This window comes from Malonomonas rubra DSM 5091 (assembly GCF_900142125.1).
In the GTDB taxonomy this organism is placed as follows: Bacteria; Desulfobacterota; Desulfuromonadia; order Desulfuromonadales; family Geopsychrobacteraceae; genus Malonomonas; species Malonomonas rubra.
In genome coordinates, this window is the sequence record NZ_FQZT01000003.1 from 200,975 (window position 1) to 214,972 (window position 13,998).

The 13,998-nt window shown below is 54.2% G+C and carries 13 protein-coding genes and 1 riboswitch; of the genes, 3 read left to right on the forward strand and 10 right to left on the reverse strand.

Features of this window, described 5'->3' with window-relative positions:
• Positions 1-4 precede the first annotated feature (4 nt).
• The 7 genes from prmC to gluQRS all read right to left on the reverse strand — a co-directional run bounded on the left by prmC (position 5) and on the right by gluQRS (position 6,356).
• Positions 5-856 (reverse strand): peptide chain release factor N(5)-glutamine methyltransferase, encoded by an 852-nt coding sequence (gene prmC, locus BUB13_RS06030; RefSeq protein WP_072906788.1) that lies wholly within the window; start codon positions 854-856, stop codon positions 5-7.
• Entirely contained in the window at positions 857-1,927 is a 1,071-nt protein-coding gene (gene prfA, locus BUB13_RS06035) for a peptide chain release factor 1 (RefSeq protein ID WP_072906790.1), read from the reverse strand. It abuts the gene before it with no gap.
• Between the two features lie 5 nt (positions 1,928-1,932).
• A complete protein-coding gene (gene thyX, locus BUB13_RS06040; RefSeq protein WP_072906792.1) occupies positions 1,933-2,622 on the reverse strand; it encodes an FAD-dependent thymidylate synthase in 690 nt (229 codons plus the stop codon).
• 66 nt (positions 2,623-2,688) lie between these two features.
• Positions 2,689-2,892 (reverse strand): 50S ribosomal protein L31, encoded by a 204-nt coding sequence (gene rpmE / locus BUB13_RS06045; RefSeq protein WP_072906794.1) that lies wholly within the window; start codon positions 2,890-2,892, stop codon positions 2,689-2,691.
• 97 nt (positions 2,893-2,989) lie between these two features.
• The gene (gene rho / locus BUB13_RS06050; protein WP_072906796.1) at positions 2,990-4,237 is read right to left on the reverse strand and encodes a transcription termination factor Rho; all 1,248 of its coding nucleotides are present in this window, start codon (positions 4,235-4,237) and stop codon (positions 2,990-2,992) included.
• A gap of 364 nt (positions 4,238-4,601) precedes the next feature.
• Positions 4,602-5,351, reverse strand: coding sequence for a hypothetical protein (locus BUB13_RS06055; RefSeq protein WP_072906798.1), 750 nt, complete (start codon positions 5,349-5,351; stop codon positions 4,602-4,604).
• Between the two features lie 84 nt (positions 5,352-5,435).
• Positions 5,436-6,356, reverse strand: coding sequence for a tRNA glutamyl-Q(34) synthetase GluQRS (gene gluQRS, locus BUB13_RS06060; protein ID WP_072906800.1), 921 nt, complete (start codon positions 6,354-6,356; stop codon positions 5,436-5,438).
• Between the two features lie 169 nt (positions 6,357-6,525).
• Between gluQRS and BUB13_RS06065 the strand changes: the two genes are divergently transcribed.
• The gene (locus tag BUB13_RS06065; protein WP_072906802.1) at positions 6,526-6,960 is read left to right on the forward strand and encodes an RrF2 family transcriptional regulator; all 435 of its coding nucleotides are present in this window, start codon (positions 6,526-6,528) and stop codon (positions 6,958-6,960) included.
• 206 nt (positions 6,961-7,166) lie between these two features.
• Here BUB13_RS06065 and BUB13_RS06070 read toward each other — a convergent pair whose 3' ends face one another.
• Positions 7,167-8,381: an ammonium transporter gene (locus BUB13_RS06070; protein WP_072906803.1), complete on the reverse strand. Its 1,215-nt coding sequence runs from the start codon at positions 8,379-8,381 to the stop codon at positions 7,167-7,169.
• Positions 8,382-8,687: 306 nt separating this feature from the next.
• On the opposite strand from BUB13_RS06070, the gene BUB13_RS06075 reads away from it, so the two are divergent.
• Together BUB13_RS06075 and metX are read left to right on the forward strand one after the other, a co-directional pair.
• Positions 8,688-11,090, forward strand: a complete 2,403-nt coding sequence (locus BUB13_RS06075; protein WP_072906805.1) for a methyl-accepting chemotaxis protein — start codon at positions 8,688-8,690, stop codon at positions 11,088-11,090.
• A gap of 68 nt (positions 11,091-11,158) precedes the next feature.
• Positions 11,159-11,278: riboswitch (SAM riboswitch) on the forward strand.
• A gap of 90 nt (positions 11,279-11,368) precedes the next feature.
• Positions 11,369-12,490, forward strand: coding sequence for a homoserine O-acetyltransferase MetX (gene metX / locus BUB13_RS06080; protein WP_072906806.1), 1,122 nt, complete (start codon positions 11,369-11,371; stop codon positions 12,488-12,490).
• Here the strand turns inward: metX and BUB13_RS06085 are convergent.
• Both BUB13_RS06085 and BUB13_RS19035 read right to left on the reverse strand, forming a co-directional pair.
• Positions 12,487-13,677 carry an iron-containing alcohol dehydrogenase gene (locus tag BUB13_RS06085; RefSeq protein ID WP_072906807.1) on the reverse strand — a complete coding sequence of 397 codons (1,191 nt, stop codon included), beginning with the start codon at positions 13,675-13,677 and terminating at the stop codon, positions 12,487-12,489. The genes metX and BUB13_RS06085 overlap by 4 nt on opposite strands.
• Positions 13,678-13,695: 18 nt before the next feature.
• Positions 13,696-13,863 carry a hypothetical protein gene (locus BUB13_RS19035; RefSeq protein WP_167366804.1) on the reverse strand — a complete coding sequence of 56 codons (168 nt, stop codon included), beginning with the start codon at positions 13,861-13,863 and terminating at the stop codon, positions 13,696-13,698.
• Positions 13,864-13,998: the final 135 nt, after the last annotated feature.

Genomic DNA, 13,998 nt, shown 5'->3' on the forward strand with positions numbered 1-13,998 from the left:
TTTCTCATTTATTACAGCCACCAACCACGCGGGGTTGACCGGCATAATCATCACGCACAAAAACATCCTGCAGACCGGCATCCCGGAACAGTTGCGACACATTTTCAGCCTGCCGGAAACCGATCTCTACCAGCAACCAGCCACCCGGCTGCAGACGGCTCCGCGCCTGCGCTGCCAGCTTGCGGTAACAATCAAGGCCGTTACCCGCCGCCAGCAAAGCCTGCTGCGGTTCGAAGCAGCGTACTTCCGGCATCAGCTCATCCCACTCGTCTCGGGCAATATAAGGGGGATTGGAAACGATCAGATCATACTGTTGCTGCGGCAATTCGGCAAGGTCTGCCTGCAGAAACTGCATTTGTCTGGCGACGCCATTTTTCTCAGCGTTTCGCGCCGCGACTTCAAGCGCGTCAGACGAGATATCAAGTGCTGTGACCTGCCAATCGGCAAGCTCAGTTGCCAGGCTGATGGCGATCGCCCCACTGCCAGTGCCGACATCGAGCAAACTGCCGTTTGCTGCATCAGCGTGATTGAGCGCTTCCTCAACCAGAATCTCGGTATCACCGCGCGGAATCAGCACCGCCGGAGTCACTTCAAACGGCAGCGACCAGAATTCAGTCTGTCCAGTCAGATACTGCAGTGGCTCTCGCTGCCCACGCCGCTTGACCAGCGGCCGGATAGCATCAAGCTCGTCAGCATTCAGCGGTCGCTCAAAGTTGAGATAGAGTCCGACCCGGTCCAGCTTCAGTACATGGGCCAGCACCAGTTCGGCATCAAGTCGCGGATTGTCGATGCCCTTTTCGCCGAAATAATCGGTCGTCCAGCGCAGCAACCGGAGCAGTGTCCAGGTCTCGGCCACTTATCCCTCTTGTTGCTGGCTCATTTGCGCCGCTTGCTGATCGGTGATCAATGCCTCGATGATTTCGTCGACATCGCCCTGCATGATGGCGTCCAGCTTGTAGAGCGTCAGGCCGATGCGGTGATCGGTGCAACGCCCCTGTGGATAGTTGTAGGTGCGGATCCGTTCACTGCGGTCGCCGCTGCCGACCTGATTTTTCCGGTCAGCCGCCATGGCGGCGTTCTGCTCCGCCTGCATCTGATCAAAAATGCGCGACTTGAGCACTTTCATCGCCTTGGCCTTGTTTTTGTGCTGCGACTTCTCGTCCTGGCAGGCAACAACGACCCCGGTTGGGATATGCGTCAGACGCACCGCCGATTCGGTCTTGTTAACGTGCTGACCACCGGCACCGGAAGCACGGTAGAGGTCGGTGCGGATATCGGCCGGGTTGATATCGATATCGACATCCTCGGCCTCCGGCAACACAGCCACGGTGCAGGCCGAGGTGTGAATCCGTCCCTGCGTCTCGGTCTCCGGCACCCGCTGCACCCGGTGGGTGCCGCTTTCGAACTTCAGCCGCGAGTAAACCCGCTCGCCGCTGATCAGGGCAACAACCTCTTTGAATCCACCACCATCGGTCTCCGAAGCACTCATCATCTCCACCTTCCAGCGGTTACGGTCGGCGTAACGGGAGTACATACGGAACAGGTCGGCAGCAAACAGGGCAGCTTCGTCACCACCAGTTCCGGCGCGGATTTCGAGAATGATATTCTTCTCGTCGTTCGGATCCTTCGGCAACATCAAAACTTTCAGCTCTTCTTCCAGCTGAGCCTGCTGCTCTTCCAGTTCCGGCAGTTCGGCCTTGGCCAACTCCTTCATCTCCGGGTCGGAATCCTGCAGCAGTTCGCGGTTGCCCTCGATATCGCTGCAAACCTGCTTGTACTTACCGTAGACGCTGACCACCTCGGTCAGGTCGGCGTGCTCTTTTGTCAGCTCGCGATAACGTTTCTGATCGGAAATGACCGACGGATCAGAAAGCAGACCTTCGACTTCGCGGAAGCGATCAACAACATCTTCAAGGCTAGAAAACATATCTTTTATCCAAAGTTGGCAAATTCTTCGCGTACGGCAGCCGCTTCGCCACAGGTCATTTTCCCTTCCGGACAGGGTCCGGAGAGACAACCTGGACCAGCTTTGTCGAACAGGGTCGGCGCGATCGGCTTGACCAGTTTGAGCATCTGCTTGGCCATTTCCTGAATCTCCCACTGTGCGCGACGACAGCAACGCAGGGCAAAGAAGTGGCGCAGCTCACGGCCGTTCATGGTGACAACAATTTTTGTCGTCGCCGCATTCGGCAAAAGAAAACGAGCGTCCTCGGCCGGGATATCAGCATCGAGCATCTCGCCGTAGAACTGATGAATTTCGTCGAGCAACTGCTGGTAGCGCTGGTTCAATTCGGGTTTGGCGGCGATGCTCTCCGGGGTTACGGAGGAGAAACGCTTCTTGTGCGAAACGTAACGCTGGCTCTGCTGCGAGTAGGACGCCAACCGATGCCGTACCAGCTGATGCGAACAGGCTCGGCTGATCCCTTCGACACCAAAAGAGAAGCTGACATGCTCCATCACCGAGTGATGGCCGAGAGAAAGAATCTTCTCGAGAAACTCCTGGCGGTCGATTTTGCTCTTTTCCATCAGCTCATCGATAGACGAGTTGGAGTAGCAAAGCCGGGCCGCAGCAGCAACAACCTGTTCGGGGTCGGGAGTGTGTATCAGCAGTTCGACATGCATGATTTGTATCCGTTATAAACGAAAAAAGGCGGCCCACTGGGCCGCCCGATTCCTTTACCCAAATATTTACTTCTGGGCGTACTTTTTGCGGAAACGCTCGATCCGACCAGCGGTGTCGATCAGCTTCTGCTTGCCGGTGTAGAACGGGTGGCAAGCGGAGCAGATTTCCGTATGGATCTCTTTCTCCAGGGTCGAACGGGTTTCAAAAGTGTTCCCGCAATCGCAACGCACAGTGACATCGTTGTACTTAGGATGGATTCCTTCTTTCATCTTTTTTCTCCTTGGCGGCCTGGCTTTGTACAGGCCTGTAGGTATTGGGGTCAAACAAACCGCTTAAATAGCAGATTTGTCTCCCGCAATCAAGCTCTTATTGATTCATTGAATCGAGGAACTGTTGGTTGGTCTCTGTTTCCGCCAATTTTTCCAGCAGGAACTCCATGCTATCGACAGTATTCATACTGGACAGAACTTTGCGCAACAGCCAGGTCCGCTGCAGCTGGGTCTGGTCGACCAGCAGGTCTTCTTTACGGGTACCGGAACGGTTGATGTCCATTGCCGGGAAGGTCCGCTTATCCGCCAAACGCCGATCAAGGTGCAGTTCCTGGTTGCCGGTCCCTTTGAATTCCTCGAAGATAACCTCGTCCATCTTGCTGCCGGTATCGATCAAAGCGGTCGCGATAATAGTCAGGCTACCGCCTTCTTCAATATTCCGTGCAGCGCCGAAGAAGCGCTTCGGCTTGTGCAAGGCGTGGGCATCGACACCACCGGAGAGAATTTTACCGGAGGATGGGATGATGGTGTTATATGCGCGGGCCAGACGGGTGATCGAATCGAGCAAAATAACCACGTCGCGCTTGTGCTCGACCAGTCGCTTGGCTTTTTCGATGACCATCTCAGCGACCTGGACGTGACGGTTGGCCGGCTCATCGAAGGTCGAGGAAATGACCTCGCCGTTGACGCTGCGCTGCATGTCGGTGACCTCCTCCGGACGCTCATCGATCAACAGAACAATCAGGTAGGCCTCCGGGTGGTTGGCCGAGATCGAGTTGGCGATGTTCTGCAACAGAACCGTTTTACCAGTACGCGGCGGTGCCACGATCAGGCCGCGCTGACCTTTACCGATCGGCGAAACCAGGTCGATAATCCGGGTGGCAGTATTCTCCGATCCATTCTCCATCACCAGTTGCTCATCGGGGTAGAGCGGTGTCAGGTTATCGAAGAAGGTTTTCTCTTTCATCTTCGCCGGGTCTTCAAAATTGACCTCGGAAACCTTCAGCAGCGCGAAGTAACGCTCGCCCTCCTTTGGAGGACGGATCTGACCGGAAACGGTATCGCCGGTGCGCAGGGCAAAACGACGAATCTGCGATGGCGAGATATAAATATCATCCGGCCCCGGCAGGTAGTTGGCGTCTGGCGCCCGGAGGAACCCGAAGCCGTCAGGCAGAATTTCCAGCACCCCCTCGCCGTAGATCGCTTTTTTCTGTTTTGCGGTCGCATTAAGGATGGCGAAGATCAGGTCTTGGCGACGCATACCACCGATCTCTTCCAACTTCAGATCTTTGCCGAGCGCAATCAGGTCGGAAATTTTCTTTTTCTTCAGTTCTTTTAGGTTCATAGGTTCTCCAGGGGTGCCAATCGGTGCGCAGGGACCTTACTTAAGGGTTTGCACAAAAGAGGTCATGAGGAAATGAATGGATTGTTTTTATTTAGAAACTCAATACAGATTTTAAATGTATATTCTGCAAAAAAGGCAATTCGGCAGCTAGGTAGACGTTTATTTTTGAAGGTTATTTCAACCTGACTATCGGCAGGACAACTATCACAGGCGGCCGCTTAGCGCGTCAGCACACCGTATATGAATCTGCTTTTACCCGCTTTCACCCACGGTGTCAACCGGGAATTAACATTTTCTATCCATTTTACCAACAGATACCTTGACCGGAGACTGCTGCTTCCGGTCAAGGTATCTGCACAAATTACTATTCGAACAAGCGGGGGCTGATTCCTTTCACGATCCGCTCGATCAGCTGCTGATAAGGCTGTGGCAGTTCGCCTTCCTCCGCCTCCAAAGCACGTTCGATGCCAGCCAGACTGATATTCTTCACCTTGACAACATCGGTCAGGTTGTAGTGTGCCTCATCAAAATCAGGGTACTGCAACAGCAGCATGCGGACGGCCTCTTTTCCGCTCAAACGCCAGAGAACTTTGCCGTTGCGATCGACAACCTCAGCAGTCGCGACAATATCATTGTAAGACGTTTCAAGGGATTCCAGCAGTGTTCGAGACCTGCGGGTTTCTGTTACCTGCGTGCCTGCGATCACGACAACCAACAGTCCGTCAACAACATTCTGCTCAGCCAGCTGCCGAACCGCTTCAGCGTTGTACTGATAGCCGGTCGGTCGCCCATCGTCCACCCGCGGCAATTCAGCTGACAGCAGCGACAGTCCCAGCAGCTCGGCGTTGCCAGGCAGGGCGCGAACATCGAAATAGCCCTTTTTCTCACGCAGCTGTTCCACCAACGGCATCTGCTTGTCCGCAGCTGAACGTACGATTAGATCGATCAAGGTGTTTTTCTGCGGGTAATCGAAATGAGCGGCTTGGTCGACCAGAATCGGCAAAACCCCCAACACTTGCACCTCGGCACGATAATTTTCTTTCGGTACCTGGTACTGCCCCCAGCTACAGCCGGCCAACAACAGGATCAGTCCAAAAATCAGATTTTTTTTCACGTCTGTCCTCCTTTTCATTTGAATCATCGTTGCTGACATTCTAATGATTCCCTGCAACGATGCAAATAAAAGCAGTCAAAAAGATCATACCAGTTCAGGAGCCGGCCGGGCCGAAGCACCAACGGCATCAAGGTCAAAGTTCTGCAGCCCCCATTGCAACAGCTCTCTTGTCGATCCGCCACGCATTTCAGACGGCGGATTCTGGCCAAGAAAAGAAAATGCATACCACAAGGCGCGGTCACAATTCAGCTCGTCAACAACACCTGACTGCCCGTGTCTCTTGCTTAACTTCTCACCATCCGCCCCCAAGGCCAGAGGGAGATGAACATAGTCGGGTGGCCGCTGCTGCAAGCAACGATAGAGATAAATTTGCCGCGGCGTTGATGACAGCAGATCGGCGCCACGCACAACCTGAGTGACCGCCGAATCGATATCGTCAACCACCACCGCCAACTGGTAAGCGTAAAGCCCGTCGGCCCGGCGCAAAACAAAATCGCCGAGCTCCTGTTGCAGATTCTGCTGCAAACAGCCGAACACCGGGTCACACCAACCGACCTCCTCGTCGACAACCCGCAAGCGCAGGGATTTTTCTGCCCTATTTCCAACCGGGCCGGACCGACATGTCCCGGGATAAATCGGTCCATCATCACCTGAATGCGGCGCGCTGGCGATTAGTTCACGTCGAGAGCAGCTGCATTCGAACACAAATTGCCGCTCAATCAACCAGTCGATAATTTCTGCGTAGCGATCGAAACGCTGGCTCTGATAAATCACCGGGCCATCCCACTCGAAACCGATCCGCTCAAGCAGTGACAGAATGCTGTCTGCCGATCCGGGAACGACTCGTGGTGGATCGAGATCTTCAACCCGCAAAAGCCAGCGTCCTCCAGCCTGCTTCGCCAGGAGATAACTTCCGACCGCAGCGACAAGAGAACCGAAATGGAGTGGCCCTGTCGGGCTCGGAGCGAAACGTCCCATCGGGGATCGCAATGATTTATCAGCCATTTTTTCCACGAAAAAGACCTTTTCAGAAACGAAAACTCGGCAAAATGATGCGTCCAGAACGGTGCACTGTCAAGAACTGTTAATCCTTTACCTCAGCAAATAACTTCATTGACAATATCCAAGCTTCCGTGTATCTGTAACTCAATAAGTAACCATTGGAGGTAATGCGGTGGTCATAACGCGAGCAACAGAATACGCCATTCGAACAATCATTTATCTGGCCCAACAGCCGAAAAATGAGATCGTCCTGAAAAAGGACATCTGCCGGACCCAGAATGTCACTCCGGCCTTCCTGACGAAAATCCTGCAGCCACTGATCAAGGCAGGCATCGTCAGCTCTCAACGCGGCGTCGGTGGCGGCTTCCTGCTCGCCAGAGATCCTGATGAGATAAACCTGCTCGATATCTTGCAGGCCGAAGAAGGTGAATTGAGCCTGAACCACTGCCTGATCGAAGAAGGCGTCTGCCGGCGCGACCAGCACTGCTCGGCCCACGAAGTCTGGCACGAAGCTCAAGATGAAATGATCCGGGTGTTGGAAAAATACAGCGTTGCCGAACTGGTTAAAATGGAACAGGAAAAGCTGGCGCAACTGGCGGCCAGGTAGCAAGTTACATTTCCACGGAAAAGGGGCTGCAGATTTTGTCTGCAGCCCCTTTTTATTTATCGTCAAAAAATACCCTGGTGACCAGGAGGGATAAGGTCGCCAGGGCAAAGCAGAGGGCTGCCACTGCCCTCTGTAATCTTGCTTTTTAACCCAGTCTACAACCCGTAAACGGCCTGTCAATCCTCTCTGGAATTAATTTTAACTCATTATTTTACGCTCTCTTCAGGGTAGGCACCAATCTGGTGCACGCTCAAATCGGAACCGTTGAATTCACGCTCTTCATCCAAACGGAAACCGGCAACCATATCGATCAGTTTATAGACAACAAAACCGGTAGCCACGGCGTAGACAACCGCCAACAAGCTGCCAGCCAGCTGGGACATAAAAGAAACGCCACCAATACCACCGAACGCCGAAGTGCCGAAGATGCCGGCAGAGATTCCGCCCCAGGTGCCGACCACACCATGCAGCGGCCAAACGCCAAGAACATCATCAATCTTCAGTTTCTCCTGCTCATACTGGAAACCGTAGACAAAGATCAGAGCGCCGATACCGCCGACAAAGAAAGCGCCAATCGGATGAACCAGGTCAGAACCAGCGCAGATGGCGATCAGACCAGCCAGGGCACCGTTGTGGACAAAACCAGGGTCATTCTTGCTGGCAACCAACGCAAACAGAACACCACCAACCATCGCCAGCAGAGAGTTGACTGCAACCAGGCCGGAAACACCGCCCAACGATTGAGCACTCATCACGTTGAAACCGAACCAGCCAATCGCCAAAATCCAGCTACCAAGCGCAAGAAACGGAATGTTGCTGATCGGAATCGCCTGGCTGCGACCACGTATCCAGCGCCCCATTCGAGGACCGAGAATGAGAACTGCAGGCAGAGCCAGCCAGCCGCCGATTGAATGTACAACGACACTGCCGGCAAAATCGTGAAACGGGGCTCCGAAGGTGTTCTCGAAGAAACCTTGCAGACCGGCACTGTTTTGACCCCAGATAATAGATTCGAATATCGGGTAGGAGATGCCGGCAAAAATAGCACCGGCAAAGACCTGTGGCCAGAACTTGGCGCGCTCGGCGATACCGCCAGAGATGATCGCCGGAATACAGGCAGCAAAGCAAAGCAGGAAGAAAAAGCGAACCAGCTCGTAACCCTGATTGTTGCCCATCAAATCGGCAGCGGGCATAAGGAAATGCACACCGTATGAGATCGGGTAACCGATCAGAAAATAGACAACGGTCGACACCGACCAGTCGGAAAGAATTTTCACAAAAGCATTGACCTGGTTTTTACGGCGGACAGTGCCGACTTCCAGGAACGCAAAACCGGCGTGCATGGCGAAAACCATGACAGCGCCGAGCAACAAAAACAGAACATCCCCACCTTTTTGCAGGGCAGCAAGCGATGCTTCCATCGGTAAGACCTCCTCGTCTCCTATGTCGCGTCAACATCATTGTTAAACCTCCGCTTACCGCTTCAAACCCCGTGCCGACTTTCTTCCTCCCATTAAAATGGGCTTTTGCCAGCAGGTCAACGTCACAGCTGATTACTTTTCAGGCAGTGGCGCCCAAAAAACAGGCAGCCTTCACCGTTTTTTCAATCACCGAGGAGGTAACAGCTTGCTTGCATGTTTTCCATTAACGATATACAATCTGCAGATTCTATTAATTCTCTAATTCTGCTACTTTTTTTGAATTATTCCCTAGCACACGAGGGTCGAATGCGAAACATCATCAGCATCCGCTGGAAAATCCTGGTCGCCCTGCTCATTCTGGCCGTTCTTCCGATGCTATTGCTCACCTATCTCTTTTCCGACATTGCCAGCAGTCAGGTCGAAGATCAAATGGAGCTGATGGCCGACCAGGCCGGGCGTTACATCATGCAGGGCGTGTCGCAAAAAGAAGATTCGCTGCTAGAAGACATGGAAATCCTCGGCAAAGATGAGGAGATGCTCAACGCTATTTATTTTGGCCAGATCACTGGCGACCCCGAACAGTTGCACCACCTGATGAAGCATAACGGCACCCAGTTCGGCTTTGACCTGCTTGAGCTGGTTCACGCTGATGGCCATCGCCACGTTCTGGAAGCTAATGGGAAAAATGCCGAACCAAAAATCATCAAAAAAGTTGAAGGAAAGAAGGTCGAATTCAGCACCGAAAGCGACAGTCAGCTCACCGTGCAAAAAAACCGGCTCGCCATCATTGCCACTGTTCCACTCAACTTCCAGGGTTCCCTGATCGGCAACCTGCGCGCCTACCACTACATCGATCAAAAACACTCTCTGCAGCTACAGGACATGATTGGTGCTGATATCGCCTTCCATGATGGCAAAAGAATCGTCACGACCAGCCTGGAAGAACTGAAAAACCTGCAAAAGGACCTGGACCAGACTCTGGACGAAGATGCAGTCCATATGTATTTGCGTGGGCAGGAACACATCGTCTACAACTACCCCCTCAATCATGAATCGGCGGGTTTTTTGATTGCTCTCGACAGTTCCTCGATCCAGATTGCCAACAAGAGCATGCAGCGTACACTGGTGTTGATTTCTTTAGCCGTGATGACCATCGCCATCGCCCTTGGCATCATTATCTCCCGCAGCATTGCCCGGCCGCTCGACTCGGTCGTCGCCAACCTGCAGGAGATTGCTGAAGGCGAAGCAGACCTGACAAAAACACTGGATATCCACTCCAACGATGAAGTCGGCATGCTTGCCAACAGCTTCAACCTCTTTGTTGAAAGGCTGCGCGGTATCGTCGAAAACAGCCGCAAAGCGGCAACCGGGCTTACCTCTGCCACCGCCACCATCCGCTCCCGGTCAAGCGAAGTCAGCGCCGCGGCAGTACAGCAGACCAAAGCACTGGAGCAGACCCATACAGGGATTACCGAAATCGGCGCAACGTCAGGAGAAATTGCCGACAATGTCTCCAACCTCGTCGCCGCTGTGCAGGAAAGCGCTGCTGCAACCCACGAACTGGAGTCAACCACGTTTAGCATCGGCGAACAGATGGAAAACCTGTTCGGCATCATCAGCGATATCTCCAGCTCGATCCACCAGCTCTCATCTTCCAACGAGCAGGTCGACGGGAACATCATCGAATTGACCAGCAACGCCCGCGAAACTTCGAAATCGGCAGACGAACTGGAGCAGGCGACCAGCGTCATTGAAAAGAGCGCAAAACGAACCAGCCAGCTTGCCCAGCAGGCAGCAAGCGACGCGCTGGAAGGGAAGGCAGCGGTCCAGGACACCATCCGCGGCATCAGTGACCTGGAAGAGATGATGGAACAGGCCTATATGACGATCCAGGATCTGGGCGAGCGCTCCGATGCCATCGGCAACATCATCAACGTCATCGCCGAAGTCGCCGACCAGACCAATCTGCTGGCCCTGAACGCAGCTATCATTGCCGCCCAGGCGGGTGAACACGGCCAAGGCTTCGCCGTCGTCGCCGAAGAAATCCGCAACCTGGCCGAACGCACATCGGTGTCAACCAAAGAGATAGCCGAGATCATCGAGAACCTGCAGCAGGGAACCAAAACTGCTGTCTCGACCATCGAAGCAGGAACCTTACGTGCGCAGCAGGAGGTTGCACGCTCCGCCGCTGCCGGTGAAGCGCTGGAAAAACTGCACGAAAGTTCACTGATTTCAACCGAGCAGATCACCGGCATTGCCAAGCAGACGCAGAAGCAGTCGGCGGAAAATCGCAACATCGCCAAAGCGATGCTCGGCATTACCAAGATGCTCGATCAGATCGCGACATCAATCGGCCAGCAGACAGCCAGCACCCGCAACCTCTCGGAGGCTGCCGAGTCGATGAAGAACATCGCCGCAAAGGTTAAAAACAGTACCGGCGAACAGAACCGCGGCAGCCAGCAGATCTCGCAGAGCATGGAGCATATCCAGCAGATGATCGAACGGATCGACACCGCGACCCGGCACCAGGACGAGCGCAGCAACGAAGTCGTCAAATCGGTCGCCATGGTACACCGGATTGCCGAAGAGAACGCCGACCGCGCCAACGGCATGGACAGCGTCGTCGAAAGCCTGATCGAGCACACTGATCTGCTGCAAAAAGAAATGGGTGCGTTCAAAATCGATAACGAAGAGCAGAAAGAGAGTTGAGCAGCAGTTCCGATTGACAACGGCCGACCCGTACGCTAGAGTCGCCGAGCAAGCAAACAGCAACAACGTCTTTATCCAGAGTGGTGGAGGGAAACGGCCCTGCGAAACCACGGCAACCGGTCGGTTGAAAAATCGGCGCCTGGTGCCAATTCCTGCCCAGTGGAAATTTTCCAGGGGACAGATGAGGACGGAGCCACTGATACAGCCATCCCGTATTCAGAAGGCCCTTTCCCATCGTCCCGGGAAAGGGCTTTTTTAGTTTTCGAGAGGGACTTCGCTTGAACGATTCGGTTGGTCTGGTCAAAACTGAATACGCTGATTTTGATGTCGAACTGCGGCTGGAGAGCGGTCGTCTTCTGGGGCCGCTGACCATCGCCTTCGAGCGGTACGGCCAACTCAACGCAGCCAAAGACAACGTCATTCTGGTTACCCACGCCTGGACCGGCGATGCCCATGCAGCCGGCGTTCATGATGAGGAAGACCGCAAGCCGGGCTGGTGGGATAATATGATCGGCCCCGGCAAAGTATTCGACACCGATAAGTATTTCGTCCTCTGCAGCAACGTTATCGGCTCCTGCAAAGGTTCGACCGGGCCAACCAGCATCGACCCGAAAACAGGCCGGCCCTACCGGCTGAAATTCCCCTCACTGATGGTGCGCGACATGGTCCGCGCGCAGAAACTACTGATCGACCATCTCGGCATCACATCGATCCACGCTGTCGTCGGTGGCTCGATGGGTGCCATGCAGGCGATCGAGTGGGCAATCCACTACCCGGAAATGATCCGTGCCATCGTACCGATCGCCGGCACCGGCCGCACCTCGCCGATGGCGATTGCCCTCAACGCTCTGGCACGTCAGGCAATTTTCAACGATCCACTGTGGAAAAAAGGCAACTACAGGCCGGAACACCCACCGGCTGACGGGCTGGCGCTGGCGCGCGCAGTGGGACATATTTCGTTTCTTTCAGATGCCTCGATGTGGTTGAAATTCGGACGGCGTTTTTCGGTACGGGACGGGATGTTCGACTTTTTCGGCAAGTTTGAAATTGAACGCTACCTCGATTACAACGGCGGCAACTTCGTCGATCGTTTCGACACCAATTCATTCCTCTACCTGGCGAAAGCGCTCGACCTGTACGACGTCGCCTGGAACTTCGATTCTCTCAGCGAAGCACTCGACCGGCTGAACTGCCCGTCACTCTGGTTCGCCTTTACGTCCGACTGGCTCTACACGCCGCAGCAGACCCAAGAAGTGGTCGATGAGCTGCGGCGGCTGAATAAACCGGTCGATTACCACCTGATCGAATCGGATTATGGCCACGATTCCTTCCTGGTCGAACCGGAAAAATTCATCCCGATTTTGCAGACATTCCTTGCCGAGGTTCCCCGATCGGCCTAGGCAACTGTCTTCAGGAACTGATAGACGGCTTCGCTATCCATCTCCACCGGGTTGCCACTTAAACTGTTCCCCTGCGCTTTCTCCGCCAACAGGCGAAGATCTTCATCAAGTAGTGGCAACAAGCGCAAACTGCTTGGCACCTCCAATGCTTTCAGTAGCTGTTTGAGCTTGGCGATGCCACGATCCACCGTCTCACCTGTCACCTGCTTCTCTCCCAGCATCGCGGCAAAAGCCTGCGCCATCTCATCCGCGGCCCCGGACTTGTTGTACTCCATCACGTGCGGCAGCATGACGCCACAGGCGATTCCATGGCCGACCCGGTGAACGGCACCAAGAGCAGAAGCAACAGCGTGCGCCAGCCCCAAACCTGAATTTGCCAGGCAGATGCCACTGACAGCCGAAGCAATCATCATCCGCTCACGTGCAACCAGGCTGTACGGCTGACGAAAACATGTCAGCAAAGCCTCTGGAACCTTGACCAGCGCTTCACACGCAAGCGCTGTCGTCGTTTCTGTGCGACGCCTGGAGATCGCCGATTCAAGCAACTGTGTCAGAGCATCCAGCCCGGTCGCAACAGTCACTCCGGAAGGCAGATCGGTGGTCAATTCGGGATCGAGAATAACTGCGTCCGGAATCATCCGCTCATCGCGGAAGCTCTTTTTGTACTGCTTGCGGTAGTTGCTGATGACCGCGTTTTTGGTCATCTCTGCACCGGTCCCGGACGTGGTTGGAATAGCGATCATCGGCAGAGGGTCGGCTTCGATTTTCCGCCCGCTGCCCACGCCTTCCAGGTAATCCTCGACCATGCCGCCGTTCGTCGCCAGCGCCGCACCGGCTTTCGCGGTATCGATTACGCTGCCGCCACCACAGGCGATCACCAGCTTTGGCTGCAGTTCGCGCACCTGCTGCGTCGTCGCATCGACAGATTCGTTTGTCGGCTCACCGCTGATGCCAGAAATCAGCTCACACTGCACTCCTTCCGCTGCCATCCGGGCCTGCAACTGCTCAAGCAGGCGCTTGTAGCTGACTCCCCCTAACAGGACAACGGTTGCACCAGGGGCAACAAAGCTTCTCACCAGCTCAGGCAAATCCTTGATTCGGCCGCGGCCGAACCGAATGATCTCGGGAGCTGCCAATTGCAGTTTTTTTGTCGTTTCTGCCAACAGATTCAGATCGTCAAGATACATGAGCTTCTCTCTAACGGATCAATTATCATCAAACAGGTCCAGCTGCTGAAACCTGTGCTTTTCAGATTTAAACGGCCGAGGTTGAAAGCGTGGACATTCCAGCATCTGAATTGCTATCGGTTGCTTGCACTGGCGGATGCAACGGACACACAGCTTGTTGAACTCTTCGGCTTTCTTTTCAGACATAGATAAAAACCTTTTCACTTTTGGGCAGTCTACTGCAGGAAAAGGTGACAAGCAAGTGATCAAGCACAAACAAAGGTTGTTCGGTTGCTGGCAAAGTGCTAAATTATTAAAACATTCTCTTAATTCTAACCAATA

What these genes read in the sequence shown, in the direction of transcription:
- BUB13_RS19035 (WP_167366804.1), bottom strand. Translation starts at nt 13,863, where the DNA reads ATGTCTGAAAAGAAAGCCGAAGAGTTCAACAAGCTGTGTGTCCGTTGC.
- BUB13_RS06085 (WP_072906807.1), bottom strand. Translation starts at nt 13,677, where the DNA reads ATGTATCTTGACGATCTGAATCTGTTGGCAGAAACGACAAAAAAACTG.
- prfA (WP_072906790.1), bottom strand. Translation starts at nt 1,927, where the DNA reads ATGTTTTCTAGCCTTGAAGATGTTGTTGATCGCTTCCGCGAAGTCGAA.
- thyX (WP_072906792.1), bottom strand. Translation starts at nt 2,622, where the DNA reads ATGCATGTCGAACTGCTGATACACACTCCCGACCCCGAACAGGTTGTT.
- rho (WP_072906796.1), bottom strand. Translation starts at nt 4,237, where the DNA reads ATGAACCTAAAAGAACTGAAGAAAAAGAAAATTTCCGACCTGATTGCG.
- BUB13_RS06070 (WP_072906803.1), bottom strand. Translation starts at nt 8,381, where the DNA reads ATGGAAGCATCGCTTGCTGCCCTGCAAAAAGGTGGGGATGTTCTGTTT.
- rpmE (WP_072906794.1), bottom strand. Translation starts at nt 2,892, where the DNA reads ATGAAAGAAGGAATCCATCCTAAGTACAACGATGTCACTGTGCGTTGC.
- gluQRS (WP_072906800.1), bottom strand. Translation starts at nt 6,356, where the DNA reads ATGGCTGATAAATCATTGCGATCCCCGATGGGACGTTTCGCTCCGAGC.
- BUB13_RS06075 (WP_072906805.1), top strand. Translation starts at nt 8,688, where the DNA reads ATGCGAAACATCATCAGCATCCGCTGGAAAATCCTGGTCGCCCTGCTC.